The sequence below is a fragment of the Micromonospora sp. ATLC16 genome, assembly GCF_057196645.1.
This window is the reverse complement of sequence record NZ_JBXUOW010000006.1, coordinates 69,605-86,008: the sequence shown is the minus strand read 5'-3', so window position 1 is coordinate 86,008 and position 16,404 is coordinate 69,605. Positions and strand designations below refer to the sequence as shown.

Genomic DNA, 16,404 nt, shown 5'->3' with positions numbered 1-16,404 from the left:
AAGCATGCGATCTCCCTGCGGGTCGGCGCACCCCCGAAGCTTTCGGCGGTAAGCCCGTCATCCCTGCCTAGGCCCACGCCGCACCGCAGTCTTCACTGGTCGCCGCAGACGGCGAAACCCCCGCTCACCGCTCCACCTGGTGGGTTGGGAGACCGACCGGCTGCTGTGTTGCAGACTCCCGCGAAGCGTCATGCGAGGCGGGTGTACCGAGGCCGCCCGGCCACCTGTTGTCGATTCCGGGCAGTCCCGGCCTATCGAGGGAAGGAATCCATTGAGCGACACCACCGACGTGACGTCGGATGTTTCCAACGTCGCTGGCGATGCCACCACCGCTGCCCCCGCCCGCCGTCGGCGCAGCGGCACGGGCCTGTCGGCGATGCTGCTGCCGGAGCTGCAGAGCCTGGCCGCGTCTCTCGGCATCTCGGGGACGGCTCGCATGCGTAAGGGCGAGCTGATCAGCGCGATCACCGAGCGGCAGGGCGGCGCTGCCGGAGCCCCTCGACCACGGGCCGAGGTCGCGGCGGCCGCCGCACCGGTCCGCGAGGAGGTGCACGCGGAGGTACGGGACACGGGTGAGCGGCCGGAGGCCGAGCGCCGTGGCACCGAACAGCCGGCCGCCAGCGTCGAGAGCGAAGGACGTGGCCGTAGCCGGCGTAGCCGGACGGCCGTGGCGGAGCCGCGTGCCGAGGAGGCTGCCGCCGAGGGCGAGCGGTCCGAGGGCCGGTCCGGCCGCGACCGTGCGGAGCGTGCCGATCGGGGTGAGCGCGGCGAGCGCGGTGAGCGTGCCGACCGGGGTGACCGTGCCGACCGGGGTGATCGCGCCGAGCGCGGTGATCGCGCCGACCGGGGTGAGCGTGCCGACCGGGGTGAGCGTGCCAACCGGGGTGAGCGTGCCGATCGGGGTGAGCGTGCCGACCGGGGTGACCGGGGTGACCGTGCCGAGCGCGGCGAGCGTGCCGACCGGGGTGACCGTGCCGACCGCGGCGAGCGTGCCGACCGGGGTGACCGTGCCGACCGCGGCGAGCGTGCCGACCGCGGCGAGCGTGGCGACCGGGGTGACCGTGGCGAGCGTGGCGACCGGGGTGACCGTGGACAGCGCGCCGAGCGGGACAACGACGGTGACGACGACGGCGATAGCGGCGGTCGGCGCAGCCGGCGCAGCCGCTTCCGGGACCGTCGTCGGGGCCGCGGTGACCGCAACGATTCCGGCGGCGACGGTGGCCGTGAGCCGCAGGTCGGCGAGGACGACGTGCTCGTGCCGGTGGCCGGCATCGTGGACGTGCTCGACAACTACGCCTTCGTCCGGACCACCGGCTACCTGGCCGGCCCCAACGACGTCTACGTGTCGATGTCCCAGATCAAGAAGTACGGCCTGCGACGCGGTGACGCGATCACCGGCGCGGTCCGGGCGGCGCGCGACGGTGAGCAGCGGCGCGACAAGTACAACCCGCTGGTCCGGCTGGACACCATCAACGGGATGGAGCCCGACGAGGCCAAGCGCCGGCCGGAGTTCTACAAGCTCACTCCGCTGTACCCGCAGGAGCGGCTGCGGCTGGAGAGCGAGCCGCACATCCTCACCACCCGGGTCATCGACCTGGTCATGCCGATCGGCAAGGGGCAGCGGGCGCTGATCGTCTCGCCGCCGAAGGCCGGTAAGACCATGGTGCTGCAGGCGATCGCCAACGCCATCACGCACAACAACCCGGAGTGCCACCTGATGGTGGTGCTGGTGGACGAGCGGCCCGAAGAGGTCACCGACATGCAGCGGTCGGTCAAGGGCGAGGTCATCGCGGCCACGTTCGACCGCCCGCCGCAGGACCACACCACCGTCGCCGAGCTGGCGATCGAGCGGGCCAAGCGCCTGGTCGAGCTGGGTCACGACGTGGTCGTGCTGCTCGACTCGGTGACCCGGCTCGGCCGGTCGTACAACCTGGCGGCGCCGGCCAGCGGCCGGATCATGTCGGGTGGTATCGACTCCACCGCGTTGTACCCGCCGAAGCGGTTCCTCGGCGCGGCGCGCAACATCGAGAACGGCGGCTCGTTGACCATCCTCGCCACCGCCCTGGTGGAAACCGGTTCGATGGCGGACACGGTCATCTTCGAGGAGTTCAAGGGCACCGGAAACGCGGAGCTGAAGCTGGACCGGAAGATCGCTGACAAGCGGACCTTCCCGGCCATCGACATCCACCCGTCCGGCACGCGTAAGGAGGAGATCCTGCTCGCGCCGGAGGAACTGGCCATCGTGCACAAGCTCCGCAAGGTGCTGCACTCGCTGGACTCGCAGGCGGCGCTGGACCTCCTGCTGGACCGGCTGAAGCAGTCCCGTACCAACATCGAGTTCCTGATGCAGATCGCCAAGTCGACGCCGGGGGAGTAACGTCCGCCGACGACGATCGACGAAGGGGCGGGGCCGGCCGGCCCCGCCCCTTCGCGTACCCGGATCGGCCGGAGCGCGGCGGCGGGACGGCAGAGGAATGCTTCCTGCGGGTGGTGGGAATGCGTACGGCTGGCCCGATGTTGCTACCGGCGACCAACAGGTGCGGCCCGATTCCAGGGCCCACCGAAGCCCGTGGCAGACTGGTCAATCGGCCACCGGTTCCGGTTCACGCCCCCATCGCAGGCAGCGGCAGACCAGGGGCGACCCGGCGACCACAGACGAGAGGACCGAGGCGACATGAAGCCCAACATCCACCCGGAGTACTCGACCACCGAGGTCAGCTGCTCCTGCGGTAACACCTTCACCACCCGCAGCACCGCCAAGGGCGGCTCGATCCACGTCGAGACGTGCAGCGCCTGCCACCCGTTCTACACGGGCAAGCAGCGCGTGCTGGACACCGCTGGTCGGGTCGCGAAGTTCCAGCAGAAGTACGCCAAGGTTCAGGGCAAGAAGGCCAAGTAGCTCCTCGTCTGACGCCCGCGTCCGGTTCATCGCCGGGCGCGGGCGTCGGTCGTCTGTGTCCGGTTCCCCCGCGAGCGACGGCGGGACACCGCGCGGGGTTTCCGACAGTCTGCAAGGAGCGATCCCCAGCATGAGCAGTGAACGCCTCACCGCCCTCCTCGACGAGTACGCCGAGTTGGAGAAGCGGCTGGCCGACCCCGCGATCCACGCCGACCAGGGCACCGCCCGTCGGGTCGGCCGTCGTTACGCCGAGCTGGTGCCACTGCACAAGGCCGCCGCCGAGCTGGAGCAGGCTCGGGCAGATCTTGCCGCCGCACGGGAACTGGCCGCCGAGGACGCCTCCTTCGCGGCTGAGGCCGAGACGATCGCGGCGACGCTGCCGGTGCTGGAGGATCGCCTCGCCGAACTGCTCATTCCGCGCGACCCACACGACGCCAAGGACGTCATCGTGGAGATCAAGGCGGGCGAGGGCGGCGAGGAGTCCGCGCTGTTCGCCGGTGACCTGCTGCGCATGTACACCCGGTACGCGGAGCGGCGCGGCTGGGTCACCGAGGTGATCGACGCGCAGGACTCCGACCTCGGCGGGGTGAAGGACGTCTCGCTGGCGATCAAGACAAAGGGTGCGCCCGAGGGCGGCAACGGCGTCTGGTCCCGGTTGAAGTGGGAGGGCGGTGTGCACCGGGTGCAGCGGGTTCCGGTCACCGAGTCGCAGGGGCGCATCCACACCAGCGCGGCCGGTGTGCTGGTGCTGCCGGAGGCCGAGGAGGTCGACGTCACGATCGACCCGAACGAGTTGCGCATCGACGTGTTCCGCTCGTCCGGTCCCGGCGGGCAGTCGGTGAACACCACCGACTCGGCGGTGCGGATCACCCACCTGCCCACCGGCATCGTGGTCTCCTGCCAGAACGAGAAGTCCCAGTTGCAGAACCGGGAGCAGGCGATGCGGATCCTGCGCGCCCGGCTGCTGGCCGCCGCGCAGGAGCAGGCCGACGCCGCCGCGTCGGACGCCCGCAAGGCCCAGGTGCGCACGGTGGACCGCTCGGAGCGGATCCGGACGTACAACTTCCCGCAGAATCGGATCACCGACCACCGGATCGGCTTCACCGCGTACAACCTCGACCTGGTGCTCGCGGGGGAGCTGGACGGCGTGCTCGACGCGCTCAGCGAGGCGGACCGGGCCGCGCGCCTGGCGGGCGACCCGGAGCTGACCCGCCGCTGAGCCTCAGGCGCTACGTGGCCGGGCCTTGGCCCGCAGCATCTCCCGGTCGGCGGCCTCGAAGGCCGCGCCGAGCGCGTCCCGCTGCCCGGGGCCGCCCGCGCCCACCTCGGCGAAGCCGATGCTGACGCCGACCGGGGTGCCCGGTACCAGTGACTCCCAGTCCTCGGTGCGCACGGCGGCGTCGATCCGCCGAGCCACCTCAACCGCCTCGGCCATCCCCGCTTCCGGCAGCACCACCACGAACTCGTCGCCGCCGTAGCGGGCGACGAAGTCGCCCCGACGCATCACCCGGTTGATGACTCCGGCGACGCGTTGCAGGACCAGATCCCCCGAGTGGTGCCCGTGCCGCGTGTTGACCGCCTTGAACCCGTCCAGGTCGCAGACGCCGATCACGACCCGTTCGCCCCGGGCCACCACGGCCGCGATGTAGCGTTCCAGCCGGCGTCGGTTGGGCAGCCCGGTCAGCGGGTCGGTCAGCGCCTCCCCCTCGAACCGCGCCGCCTCCCGGCGCATCTCCTCATGGTCGATCCGGGCGGCGATGCCGTCGATGTAGACGTCGCGGAGCCGGTCGTGGCGCTGCGCGGCGAGTCGGAAGGCCCGCCGGTCGGCCCGGTGCGCGGCGGCGTGGTCGCCGGCCCGTCCCAGTGCCATGCTGCGCAGCCGGGCCGGCTCGGCCGCGCCGAGCGTCTCGGCGGACACCTGGACCGTGTCCAGCCGGGTGACCGCCTCGATCGGACGCCCGCCGGCGATGGCGAGGCAGACCTGGCCGAGCTGGCGCATGTCGCGGGCCCGGGCACTGTCCGCGCCGTAGCCGAGCAGCCGGGCCGGGTCCCGGCCCGGGGCAAGGTCGACCTCGTCGCCGAGGGCGCACCGGCGGACGGCGGCGTAGCCGTAGGCGGCCAGGCTGCTGGGGCGCAGCCGGTCGGCACGTCCGGCGGTCACGAACCGGCCCAGGTCGCCGCCGACATCCCGCAGTACCCGCAGACAGCCGTCACTGTCACCGGTGTGGTCGAGGGCTACCGCGTTGCGCAGTCGGATGCCCGGCGCGGCGAACGTCTCCTCCGGGATGCCGGCGGCGGTGCCGAGTTGGCGGGCGCGTTCGATCGCGCCCAGGGCGTAACCGTGGAAGCTGAGGTACGAGTAGGCCATCGCCAGGTCGTGCCAACCCCAGGCGGTGTCCCGGTCCGGATCCTCCACCGCCCCGAGCGCCCGCGCGGCCTTGACCAGGTGCGTCACGCAGCGGTCCAGGGCACCCTGATGGTGGGCGGCCAACGCGGCCAGGGCGTTGAGGTGCCCGTGCAGATAGGGCTCGGCGAGGTCGCGTACGGCCGCGGACGCCTCCTCGATGGCGCGGGTGTACTCGGCGGTGCGCCCGAGATTGATCAGAGCCGAGAGCCGCTGCACGAGCGCGTCGGCTTGGGCGTTCGGGTCGCGGGTGGCACGCAGCACCCCCTCCAGGAGTCCGTACGCCTCGGTGGAACGGCTCACCTCCTGCAACGCCCGCGCCTTCGTCAGGGCGTCAACCTGGTCCTCGACCCGGTCGAGCCAGCCCACCCGCGACCTCCTGTCGGTTTGCCGCTGCACCCGCTTATGCACGTGCACGGCGACGCTTCATGATTGTTGCGTGACCACCGCACCGCAACACCCGTCCGAAGGGACGGGACGTCACCGTCCGACGCCCATGATCGCCGAAGCGGCCCGTGCTCTCGCCGCCAGCGGCGTGACCTCGGCCCGCGCGGAGGCAGAGCTGCTGGCCGCGTACGTGCTCGAGGTCCCTCGTGGGCGGTTGGCCCTGGCGAACGGATTCACCGACGAGCAACTTGACGGGTACCGCGCGCTGGTGGCCCGCCGGTCGCGACGGGAACCGTTGCAGTATCTCACCGGCGCCGCCGGCTTCCGGCACCTGGAGTTGGCCGTCGGGCCGGGCGTCTTCGTGCCGCGCCCGGAGACCGAACTGCTCGCCGGCTGGGGCGTCGACCAGGCCGGAACGGCCGCGCGGGCCGGCGGACGGCCGGAGCCGCTGGTGGTGGATTTGTGCAGTGGGTCCGGCGCGATCGCCCTCTCGGTGGCGTCCGAGGTGCCGCAGGCCCGGGTGGTGGCGGTGGAACGCGCCCCGGAGGCGCTGTCCTGGCTGCGGCGCAACGCGGGGGCCCGGGCAGCCGCCGGTGACCGGCCGATCGAGGTGGTGTCGGCGGACGCCACCGATCCGGCCCTGCTGGACGAGTTGGCGGGCCGGGTGGACGTGCTGCTGTGCAACCCGCCGTACGTCCCGCTGGCCGTGGCCGTGCCCCCGGAGGTCGCCGACCACGACCCGGCGGAGGCCGTGTTCGGTGGGGCGGACGGGCTGGACGTCATCCGCCGGGTGATCGACCGCGCGGGCTTCCTGCTGCGTCCCGGCGGTGTCCTCGGCATCGAGCACGACGACAGCCACGGCGTGGTGGTGCCGAGTCTGCTCGCCGCCGACGGTCGGTACGCCATGATCGTCGACCACCGCGACCTCGCCGATCGGCCGCGCTTCGTCACGGCGTCCCGTCTCGCGGACCGCCCGCCGACCGGTGCGGCCGCGACGTGGCAGACTGGCTCCTCGTGATGCTCTACGACTGCCGATCGCTCGCCGACCGGGACCGCGGCATCGCCGCGGCCATCGAGGCGGTCCGCAACGGCGAGCTGGTCGTGCTGCCGACCGACACGGTCTACGGGATCGGCGCGGACGCGTTCACTCCGTACGCGGTCAAGGCGCTGCTGGACGCCAAGGGCGTCCCGCACGCCCCGCCACCGGTGCTGATCGGCTCCCGGCACACCCTCGACGGCCTGGCCTACACCCTGCCGACGGCGGCGCGAGACCTGGTCGAGGCGTTCTGGCCGGGTGCGCTGACCATCCTGATCAGGCACTCGGCGAGCCTGCGGTGGGATCTCGGCGACGACAGCGGCACGGTGGCGGTGCGCATGCCGCTGCACCCGGTGGCGCTGGAGGTGCTGCGGGAGACGGGGCCGATGGCTGTCGCTTCGGCCAACACGATCGGCCAACCGGCCGCGCTCACTGCTGACCAGGCACGCGACCAGCTCGCCTACTCCGTCCGGGCCTACCTGGAGGCGGGGCCGGCAGTGGATCCTTGGCCCAGCACGATCGTGGATCTGACCGGCGACGAGCCGCTGCTCGTCCGGGCGGGCGCGATCGACCTGGCTCGGCTGCGTGAGGTGGTACCGGAACTGCGTGAGAGTCAGGTGGCGTAGGTGCCCCCCTTCACCGTCCTGCACGTCTGCATGGGCAACATCTGCCGTTCGCCGATGGCCGAGCGGCTGCTCACCCTCGCCGTGGCCGACCGGCTGGCCCGGCGCGAGGTCGATCCGGAGCGGGTCGAGGAGCTGCTGCACAGCCACAGCGCGGGCACCGGTGGTTGGCACGCCGGTGAGGAGATGAACCCGCCGGCCGCCCGGCAGGTCACCAACCGGGGCGGCAACGTCGCCGGGTTCACCGCCCGCAAGCTGCGCTCCGAACACATCGACGCCGCCGACCTGGTCCTGACCGCCACCGCCGACCAGCAGGAGTACGTGACCGCGTTGCGGCCCGACGCCGCCGCCCGCACGTTCGTGCTCGGCGAGTTCGGCCGGCTGCTGGCCGCCCTCGGTCCGGCCGCGTTGCCGGCGGCAGAGGCCACCGCCGACGCGGTTCACACCCGTGGCGTGGCGCTGGTCGAGGCGGCACACGGCGCCCGACAAGGCACCGCCGCGTTGCCCACCGACGACCTCGACGACCCCTGGGGGCGCGGTGACCAGTGCTTCACCCGGGTGGCCGACGAGATCGAGGAGACGGTGCGGCCGCTCGCCGCGCTACTGCTCCCCTGATCGGCGAATTCCATCCGGGTTTGGGGGAAAGGCACGGCAGAAAGGGCGATTAGCGCCATCCTGAGGGAGTCCTGACGGCTCCTGCGGGGAGAGCTGATGACCCGGGCGTTCCTGCCGAAGATGTTCACCGTACTGCTGGCCGGCACGCTGGCCGGCCTGGCGCTGGCGGTGGCGGCGTTGCCGGCCGCGCTGGTGTTCGGCATCGGATTCTCGGCTCTCTCCGCGCCCTACGCGGAGCTGCCGAACACGCTGCGGACGCCGCCGACGGCGCAACGATCCAACCTCTACGCCAACGACGGCACCACCCTGATCACCTCCTTCTACCAGGAGGACCGGGTCGATGTGCCGCTGGACGAGGTGGCGCCGGTGATGCGGCAGGCCATCATCGCCGCCGAGGACGCCCGCTTCCACCAGCACAGCGGGGTGGACCTGCGGGGCATCGTGCGGGCCTTCACCGCCAACCGGCGCGACGGCACCACCCGGCAGGGCGCCTCCACGCTGACCATGCAGTACGTGCGCAACGTGCTGAGCACGGATCCCCGGCTCAGCGAGGCGCAGCGGGCCGCGGCCACCGAGGTGAGCACCGCCCGCAAGGTCCAGGAGATCCGGTACGCCCTGGCGTTGGAGCGGGAGCTGACCAAGGACGAGATTCTCACCCGCTACCTCAACATCGCGTACTTCGGTGCCGGCGCGTACGGCATCGCCGCCGCCAGCAAACGGTACTTCTCCACCTCACCGGCGAAGCTCACGCTGGCCCAGGCGGCGCTGCTGGCCGGGCTGGTCCGCTCTCCGCACACTGACGACCCGATCAACGGGGACGCCGACAGCGCGACCGCCCGGCGCGGTTACGTGCTGGACCGGATGGTCGAGTCGGGCGTGGCCGCGCCGGAGGAGGCGGCCCGGATCGCCGCCCAGCCGTTGGCCCTGCGGCCCAGCGAGACTCCGAACGACTGCACCGCGGTGCCCGAGGGACACAACGACTGGGGGTTCTTCTGCGACTGGTTCACCCGCTGGTGGAGCAGTCAGAAGGCGTTCGGCGCCAGCGTCGACGAGCGGCAGCGCACCCTGCGCCGGGGTGGGTTCAGCATCGTTTCCTCACTCGACCCCGGCGTGCAGCGGGCCACCACCGAACAGGTGCGGCGGGTCTACCCGGCCGAGCACCCGCACGCCATGCCGACCGCGGTGGTCCAACCCGGCACCGGACGGGTGCTCGCCATGTCGGTCAACCGGGTCTTCAGCGTGACCGCGAACCCGGGTGGACAGCAGAACCACCCCAACACCGTCAACCAACTCGTCGCCGGCGGCGGCACCATCGTCGGCTACCAGGCCGGCTCCACGTTCAAGCTTTTCACCATGCTGGCCGCGCTGGAGGCCGGGCTGCCCCTGAACACCGTCTTCGACGCGCCCCGGCGGATCGTGACCGACTTCCAGGTCAGCGGCAGCGAGGCGAACTGCGGCGGGTACTGGTGCCCGGAGAACGCCAGCGCCTCGGTGAGCGGCCGGCACGACATGTGGACCGCCTTCGGTGACTCGGTCAACACCTACTTCGCCTGGCTCACCCAGCGGGTCGGCGCGGACCGGGTGGTGGAGATGGCCGAACGGCTCGGCATCGTGTTCCGGGCCGACGACGACGCCCGGCTGGCCCGGTACGGGGCACGTGAATGGGGGCCGTTCACCCTGGGCGTGTCCGCGACCACCCCGCTCGACCTGGCTGGCGCGTACGCGACGCTGGGCGCGGAGGGCACCTGGTGCGCGCCGACGCCGGTTACCTCGATCACCGACGCCGACGGTCGTCCGGTGGCCGCCGGGCAGCCGGACTGCCGGCAGGTGCTCGACGTCGACGTGGCCCGGGCGGCGGCGGACGCGGCCCGCTGCCCGGTCGGCGACCAGTCCATGTACCAGGGCTGTGCCGGTGGCACGGCGACCCGGCTGCGCGGTCAGCTCAACCGGCCGGTGGTGGGCAAGACGGGCAGTTCCGAGCGGTACGCCACGGAGACCGTCGTGGCGCTCACCCCGCAGCTGGCGGTGGCGGCGATGGCAGCCAACCCCGACGAGCCGCGCGACGCTGTCGGGCGCGCGGTGCAGACCGCCATGGTGGAGGCGGTCGGCGAGATCCTCTCCTACGCCCTGCGCGACGAGCCGGTCCGCGACTTCGTGCCGCCGAGTGAAATGACCGCCTGGCGGGTCACCGGGCAACGCACCGGCAACTGACCGCCTCAGCCGGCGGCCGGTCCACGGGCCGGGGCGGCTGCCGCCAACCGTTCGGCGCCCTCGGCGATGTTGCGGGCCATCCCGCCGAAGACCACGGCGTGGAACGGGGTCACCGCGGCCCAGTAAGCGTGCCCGGCCAGTCCTCGGGGCAGGAAGACCGCCCGCTGCCGGTAGCTGACCTGACCAGTGTCGTCCCGTTGGACCCGCATCTCCAGCCAGGCCCGGCCGGGCAGCCGCATCTCGGCGCGCAGCCGCAGCAGTTCGCCGGGGATGATCTCCTCCACCCGCCAGAAGTCAAGTGCCTCGCCGATTTGCAGCCGGTGCGGGTTACGGCGGCCCCGGCGCAGCCCCACCCCGCCGACCAGCCGGTCCAACCAGCCGCGTACGGACCAGGCGAGCGGGAACGAGTACCAGCCGTTCTCTCCGCCGACCCCCTCGATCACCTGCCACAACGCCTCCGGCGGTGCCGCCACCGTCTGCTCCCGCAGGTCGGTGTAGGCGGTGCCGCCGCTCCAGTGCGGGTCGCTGGGCAGCGGCTCGGCGGGCGCGTCCGCTCCGACCGCGTTCGACCAGCGGGTCTCCACCTGGGCGTCGCGTACCTTGGTCAGCGCCAGCTCGACGGCCCGGTCGAAACCGGTGAGCCCGTCCGCCGGGTCCGGCAGGTATTCCGCGATGTCGTGCTCGTGCGCGACCGCCTCGTGCACCAGGCTCTCCACCAGGGGCCGGGCGAGCGCGTTCGGCACCGGGGTGATCAACCCGACCCAGTGCGACGAGACGGTGGGCGTCAGCAGGCGTACCGGTAGCAGGATCCGGCGGGAGAGCCCGGCCACCCGGGCGTAACGCTGCATCATCTCGGCGAAGGTCAGCACGTCCGGACCGGCGATGTCGAAGGCCCGGTGGACCTCCGGCGGCAGCGCCGCGCTGCCGACCAGGTAGTACAGCACGTCGCGGACCGCGATCGGCTGGATCCGGTTGCTCACCCAGCGTGGGGTGACCATCACCGGCAGCCGCTCGGTCAGGTAGCGCAACATCTCGAAGGAGGCCGAGCCGGAGCCGAGGATCACCGCCGCCCGCAGCACCACCGTGGGCACCCCGCTGTCCAGCAGGATCCGGGCCACCTCGGCGCGGGAACGCAGGTGCGCCGAGGCGACGTCGTCGGGTGCCGGCTCCGGTCCGCCCAGGTAGACGATCCGGCGTACGCCCGCGGCGCGGGCCGCCTCGGCGAAGGTCGTCGCGGCCTGCCGGTCGGCGGCCTCGAAGCCGGCCTGACCGAGCGAGTGCACCAGGTAGTACGCCACGTCGACGCCGTCGAAGACCCCGGCGAGGCTTTCCGGCCGGCTCAGGTCACCCTCGACCACCTCGACCTGCGCGGCCCACGGCACGTCGCGCAGCCGGTTGGCCCGCCGTGCCAGGCAGCGCACCGTGTGCCCCTCGTCCAGCAGGCGCGGCGCCAGGCGCCCGCCGATGTATCCGGTCGCTCCGGTCACCAGGCATCTCACGCCTCCAGTCTGCGGTCTCCTAGACTCTGGCGCTGTGGAGACCGCCGAGGGCACCTTCTGGGGGCCGGACTTCGAGCAGCTCAGCACGGCCGACCCGGAGATCGCGGAGGTGGTGCTGGGCGAGCTGGGCCGGCTGCGTGGCGGGTTGCAGCTGATCGCCAGTGAGAACCTCACCTCGCCCGCGGTGCTGGCCGCGCTGGGCTCGACGCTCACCAACAAGTACGCCGAGGGCTATCCGGGCCGGCGCTACTACGGCGGCTGCGCGCAGGTGGACCGGGCCGAGGAACTCGGCATCGCCCGGGCGAAGGACCTCTTCGGCGCCGAGCACGCCAACCTCCAGCCGCACTCCGGCGCGAGCGCCAACCTGGCCGCGTACGCCGCCCTGATGCAGCCGGGTGACACCGTGCTGGCGATGGAGCTGCCGCACGGCGGGCACCTGACGCACGGCAGCCGGGTGAACTTCTCCGGCCGGTGGTTCAAGCCCGTCGGCTACACCGTCCAACGGGACACCGAGCTGATCGACTACGACGAGGTCAGGGATCTCGCCCGTACCCACCAACCAAAGATGATCATATGCGGGGCGACCGCCTACCCACGGCTGATCGACTTCGCCCGGTTCCGCGAGATCGCCGACGAGGTCGGCGCGTACCTGATGGTGGACGCCGCGCACTTCATCGGGCTGGTTGCCGGGCAGGCGATCCCGTCGCCGGTGCCGTACGCCGACGTGGTCTGCGCGACCACCCACAAGGTGCTGCGCGGCCCGCGCGGCGGCATGATCCTCTGCCGGGAGCCGCTGGCCGAGCGGATCGACAAGGCGGTCTTCCCGTTCACCCAGGGCGGCCCGTTGATGCACGCCGTGGCGGCCAAGGCCGTCGCGCTGCACGAGGCGGCGCAACCGGCGTACCGCAGCTACGCCGCGCAGGTGGTGGCCAACGCGCGGGCGCTCGCCGCCGGCCTGGCCGCCGAGGGGATGCGGCCGGTCTCCGGCGGCACCGACACCCATCTGGCCCTGATCGACCTGCGGGAGACCGGGGTCACCGGCGCCGAGGCCGAGCGGCGGTGTGACGCGGCCACGATCACGCTCAACAAGAACGCGATCCCGTACGACCCGCAGCAGCCGATGGTCGCCTCGGGGATCCGGGTGGGTACGCCCAGCGTCACCACCCAGGGCATGCGGGAGGCGCAGATGCGCCAGGTCGCCGGGTTGATCGCCCGAGCGGTGCGGACCGACCCGTCCGCCCCGGGTGGCGCCGACGAGCTGACCCGGATCGCCGCCGAGGTGACCGAACTGGCCGCCGAGTTCCCGGCGTACCCCCGATGAGCGCGCACCCTACGGGCGGATCCGGCGTGCCCCCGGCGACCGCGCCCCGGGCCGGGGAGCCCGGCGCCATCCGGGCCCGGTTGCCGTACCTGCGCCTGCCGCTGCTGGCCTGTGCCGCGCTGGCCGTGGTCGCGGTGCCGGCCGCCGCGGTGCTTCGCGGCCCGACGGGGGCGGCGGGGGTGGCCGCCGGCATCGCCCTGGTGGTCGTCAGCTATCTGATCTCGGGTCTCTCGGTGGCCTGGGCGGACGCGGTCCATCCGCGACTGATCATGTCGGTGGGGTTGGTCACCTACGCCACGAAGATCGTCATCCTGGGGGTGGCGATGGCGGCCGTGGCGGCCACCGGATGGCCGGGGCTGACGGACATGGGCGCGGCGATCATTGCGGCCGTGGTGGTGTGGACCGGCGCCCACCTGACCTGGGCGTTGCGCTCCCCGCTGCCCAGCGTGGACCGTCCGTCGGATCACTGACCGTACGGCTGGCGTTTCCCCGGCGTTTGTCGGCCTGTCCTGCCGGCCGGACAGGAGTAGGCTGACTTCGGCTTGACGCGCCGCATCCGCCGCCCGCACGCTGCTCGCAGTGTGGGGGGTGCCGCACACTCGCGAAACACCCGGCTGATAGTGTTCGCCTCGTCATGGCCGACAACCCTCACCGCAGAAGCCCCGACGAACACTCGTCGGAAGGTGTCGCCGGAGCCGTCCTCGGCTACCTGCTCGCCGGCATCGTGGTGTGGGGATTCCTCGGCTGGTTGGCGGGGGAGTTCCTGGGCCTGCCGACCGGCGTCGGAATCGCCGTGGGCATGATGCTCGGCGCAGCCGGAGCGATCTACCTGATCATGAAGAGGCTCAGTGCCTGAGTGCCGGCACACGCGGGTCTGTCGAGTGCGGAGGATGACACGGTGAGCGGACAGTTTATCGCCGCAGAGGGCCTGCCCTGGCCCCCCAAGGTCGATGACTTCTACCTGCCGGATGTCGCCGGCCCGTTTGTCACGAAGTTCACGCTGATGATCTGGCTGGCCGTCGGGCTGCTGATCATCTTCTTCATGGCCACCTACCGGAACCCGAAGCTGGTGCCGAGCAAGGGCCAGTGGATGGCCGAGTCGATCTACGGTCTGGTCCGGGACAACATCGCCCGCGAGCAGATGGGCAAGGACGGCATCCGGTTCGCGCCCTACTTCACCGTGCTGTTCTGCTTCATCGCGGTGACGAACCTCTTCGGTGTCACCCCCGGGTTGCAGATCTCCCCGAACTCGCACATCGCCTTCCCGATCGTGCTGGCCGCGATCACCTACGTGATGTACCTCTACATCGGTGTCCGCAAGCAGGGTCTGGGCCGCTACCTCAAGCAGAGCCTGATCATCCCGGGCGTGCCGTGGCCGATGCACGTCCTGCTGATCCCGATCGAGTTCCTGCAGAACTTCATCAACCGACCGGTCACCCTGGCGGTACGACTCTTCGCCAACATGTTCGCCGGCCACCTGATCCTGCTGGTCTTCACCGTCGGCGGCTTCGTGATGCTCGCCTCGGACAACGTCTTCGTCCAGGTGACGTCGGTCTTCTCGTTCCTGATGGCGATCCTGATGGCCTTCTTCGAGGTGCTCGTCGCGCTGTTGCAGGCCTACGTCTTCGTCACCCTGACCGCCAACTACATCGGCACGTCGCTCGCCGACGGGCACTGATCCACCGACCTCGGCGGGCCGCCCGGCCCGACCAAGCTTCCGGTACGACCGCGTACGCGTGAGAACTCACGCGTCTACTAGGAGGAATACCCGCAATGGACGTTATTGCCGCCATCGAGGGCAGCGTCAACACCATCGGTTACGGTCTCGCCGCCATCGGCCCCGGCATCGGTGTCGCCCTGGTCTTCGCGGCCTACATCCAGGCCAGCGCCCGCCAGCCGGAGTCCGCCGGCTACAACCGCACCTGGCTGGTCCTGGGCTTCGCGCTGGTCGAGGCGCTCGCCCTGTTCGGCCTGGTGCTCGCGTTCGCAGTCTGACGTAGCCCGACGCGACCCGGAGGTCTGACATGTATGTCGCCGCTGAAGGTGTAGAGCACCACCCGCTCGTGCCGATCTGGCAGGAGCTCGTCGTCGGGACGATCGCCTTCATCCTGCTCTGCTTCGTGTTGCTCAAGTTCGTGATGCCGCGCATGGAGGCGATGTACCAGGCGCGGGTCGACGCGATCGAGGGCGGCCTCAAGCGTGCCGAGGCCGCTCAGGCCGAGGCCAACCAGCTGCTGGAGCAGTACCGGGCCCAGCTTGCCGAGGTGCGTACCGAGGCGGCCCGGATCCGGGACGACGCCCGCGCCGACGCCGAGTCGATCCGTACGGAGATCCTGGCCAAGGCCCGGGAGGAATCGGACCGGATCATCGCCGCCGGCCGGGAGTCGCTGGCCGTGGAGCGCCAGACCATCGTGCGCGAGCTGCGCGCGGAGGTCGGCGGCCTCGCGGTCGACCTGGCCAGCCGGATCGTGGGCGAGTCGCTCGCCGACGAGGCCCGCCGCAAGGGCACCGTCGAGCGGTTCCTCACCGACCTCGAGAGCGCGGGGGCCCGCTGATGCAGGCCGCCAGCCGGGAGTCCTACGCCGCCGCGCTCGCGCGGCTGGAGGCGTACGTCGCCGGTGCCGAGCCGACGACCGTGGCCGACACCGGTGCGGAACTGCTCGCCGTCGCGGACCTGCTGCGGCGGGAGGTCCGGCTGCGCCGGGCGCTCTCCGACCCGGCCCGCGCCGGTGCGGACCGCACCGGCCTGGTGAACTCGGTGCTCTCCGGCAAGGTCGGCGCGGACCCGCTCGACCTGCTCGGGACCCTGGTCGCCGGCCGCTGGTCCGCGCCGTCGGAACTGCTCGACGGCGCGGAGAGCCTCGGTGTGCAGGCGCTGCTCGCCAGCGCGGACCGCGCCGGCGAGCTGGGCGAGGTGGAGGACGAGCTGTTCCGCTTCGGCCAGATGGTCGCGGCGGATCCGCAGTTGTCCAACGCCCTGTCCGACCCGATGGCGCCGGTGGCGCAGCGGGCCGAGCTGGTCGGAATGCTCCTGACGGGTAAGGCCCGGCCGGTGACGGTGCGGTTGGCGGAGGCGGCGCTGGCCGGCTTCGGTGGCCGGTCGTTCACCGCCGCGTTGTCCCGGCTGGTGGAGTTGGCGGCGGAGCGGCGAGACCGGCAGGTCGCGTACGTGACGGTGGCTGCTCCGCTGACCGAGGAGGAGGAGCGGCGCCTGGGCGATCGGCTTTCCGCCATCTACGATCGACCGGTCGCTGTCAAGCTTACGGTTGACCCGACGATCCTCGGTGGAGTGAGCGTACGGGTGGGTTCGGACCTCTACGACGGGACGATCCTGCGCCGCCTCAACGAGACCCGCAACGCGCTCGCGAAGCGCTGACCAGCGCCCGCGAAGCGCCCGGAAAGACAGTCG

General features: G+C 71.9%; 16 protein-coding genes. 14 read left to right on the top strand and 2 right to left on the bottom strand.

The genetic code is table 11. From position 1 onward, the window contains the following. The first annotated feature begins 271 nt into the window (after positions 1-271). From rho to prfA, 3 genes are all read left to right on the top strand, one after another. The gene (gene rho / locus AC2CHE_RS04640; protein WP_484503634.1) at positions 272-2,377 is read left to right on the top strand and encodes a transcription termination factor Rho; all 2,106 of its coding nucleotides are present in this window, start codon (positions 272-274) and stop codon (positions 2,375-2,377) included. 297 nt (positions 2,378-2,674) lie between these two features. After that, positions 2,675-2,899, top strand: coding sequence for a 50S ribosomal protein L31 (gene rpmE, locus AC2CHE_RS04635; RefSeq protein WP_484503633.1), 225 nt, complete (start codon positions 2,675-2,677; stop codon positions 2,897-2,899). Positions 2,900-3,029: 130 nt separating this feature from the next. Beyond that, positions 3,030-4,118: a peptide chain release factor 1 gene (prfA, locus tag AC2CHE_RS04630; protein ID WP_484503632.1), complete on the top strand. Its 1,089-nt coding sequence runs from the start codon at positions 3,030-3,032 to the stop codon at positions 4,116-4,118. 3 nt (positions 4,119-4,121) lie between these two features. On the opposite strand, the gene AC2CHE_RS04625 is transcribed toward prfA, so the two are convergent. Then, positions 4,122-5,672, bottom strand: coding sequence for a GGDEF domain-containing protein (locus AC2CHE_RS04625; RefSeq protein ID WP_484503631.1), 1,551 nt, complete (start codon positions 5,670-5,672; stop codon positions 4,122-4,124). Positions 5,673-5,799: 127 nt separating this feature from the next. On the opposite strand from AC2CHE_RS04625, the gene prmC reads away from it, so the two are divergent. The 4 genes from prmC to AC2CHE_RS04605 all read left to right on the top strand — a co-directional run bounded on the left by prmC (position 5,800) and on the right by AC2CHE_RS04605 (position 10,175). Then, the gene (gene prmC, locus AC2CHE_RS04620; RefSeq protein ID WP_484503630.1) at positions 5,800-6,708 is read left to right on the top strand and encodes a peptide chain release factor N(5)-glutamine methyltransferase; all 909 of its coding nucleotides are present in this window, start codon (positions 5,800-5,802) and stop codon (positions 6,706-6,708) included. Next, positions 6,708-7,352, top strand: coding sequence for an L-threonylcarbamoyladenylate synthase (locus tag AC2CHE_RS04615; protein WP_484503671.1), 645 nt, complete (start codon positions 6,708-6,710; stop codon positions 7,350-7,352). The genes prmC and AC2CHE_RS04615 overlap by 1 nt, the downstream gene beginning before the upstream one ends. Next, positions 7,353-7,964 carry an arsenate reductase/protein-tyrosine-phosphatase family protein gene (locus AC2CHE_RS04610; protein WP_484503629.1) on the top strand — a complete coding sequence of 204 codons (612 nt, stop codon included), beginning with the start codon at positions 7,353-7,355 and terminating at the stop codon, positions 7,962-7,964. It begins immediately after the preceding gene. A gap of 96 nt (positions 7,965-8,060) precedes the next feature. Then, positions 8,061-10,175, top strand: a complete 2,115-nt coding sequence (locus AC2CHE_RS04605; RefSeq protein WP_484503628.1) for a transglycosylase domain-containing protein — start codon at positions 8,061-8,063, stop codon at positions 10,173-10,175. A gap of 5 nt (positions 10,176-10,180) precedes the next feature. Here the strand turns inward: AC2CHE_RS04605 and AC2CHE_RS04600 are convergent, their stop codons facing one another. Next, positions 10,181-11,674, bottom strand: coding sequence for an SDR family oxidoreductase (locus AC2CHE_RS04600; protein ID WP_484503627.1), 1,494 nt, complete (start codon positions 11,672-11,674; stop codon positions 10,181-10,183). Positions 11,675-11,708: 34 nt separating this feature from the next. Here AC2CHE_RS04600 and AC2CHE_RS04595 point away from each other — a divergent pair, with 34 nt between their 5' ends. The 7 genes from AC2CHE_RS04595 (at position 11,709) to AC2CHE_RS04565 (ending at position 16,371) form a co-directional block, all read left to right on the top strand. After that, positions 11,709-12,995: a serine hydroxymethyltransferase gene (locus tag AC2CHE_RS04595; RefSeq protein WP_484503626.1), complete on the top strand. Its 1,287-nt coding sequence runs from the start codon at positions 11,709-11,711 to the stop codon at positions 12,993-12,995. A 26-nt stretch (positions 12,996-13,021) separates the two neighbouring features. Beyond that, positions 13,022-13,465 (top strand): hypothetical protein, encoded by a 444-nt coding sequence (locus AC2CHE_RS04590; protein WP_484503625.1) that lies wholly within the window; start codon positions 13,022-13,024, stop codon positions 13,463-13,465. Between the two features lie 164 nt (positions 13,466-13,629). Beyond that, positions 13,630-13,851: a hypothetical protein gene (locus tag AC2CHE_RS04585; protein WP_093405421.1), complete on the top strand. Its 222-nt coding sequence runs from the start codon at positions 13,630-13,632 to the stop codon at positions 13,849-13,851. Next, positions 13,852-14,673 (top strand): F0F1 ATP synthase subunit A, encoded by an 822-nt coding sequence (gene atpB, locus AC2CHE_RS04580; RefSeq protein WP_484503624.1) that lies wholly within the window; start codon positions 13,852-13,854, stop codon positions 14,671-14,673. It begins immediately after the preceding gene. 95 nt (positions 14,674-14,768) lie between these two features. Further along, positions 14,769-14,990 carry an ATP synthase F0 subunit C gene (atpE, locus tag AC2CHE_RS04575; protein WP_013735640.1) on the top strand — a complete coding sequence of 74 codons (222 nt, stop codon included), beginning with the start codon at positions 14,769-14,771 and terminating at the stop codon, positions 14,988-14,990. Between the two features lie 29 nt (positions 14,991-15,019). After that, the gene (locus tag AC2CHE_RS04570) at positions 15,020-15,550 is read left to right on the top strand and encodes a F0F1 ATP synthase subunit B (RefSeq protein ID WP_484503623.1); all 531 of its coding nucleotides are present in this window, start codon (positions 15,020-15,022) and stop codon (positions 15,548-15,550) included. Further along, positions 15,550-16,371, top strand: a complete 822-nt coding sequence (locus AC2CHE_RS04565) for a F0F1 ATP synthase subunit delta (RefSeq protein ID WP_484503622.1) — start codon at positions 15,550-15,552, stop codon at positions 16,369-16,371. The genes AC2CHE_RS04570 and AC2CHE_RS04565 overlap by 1 nt, the downstream gene beginning before the upstream one ends. The last annotated feature ends 33 nt before the right edge of the window (positions 16,372-16,404 follow it).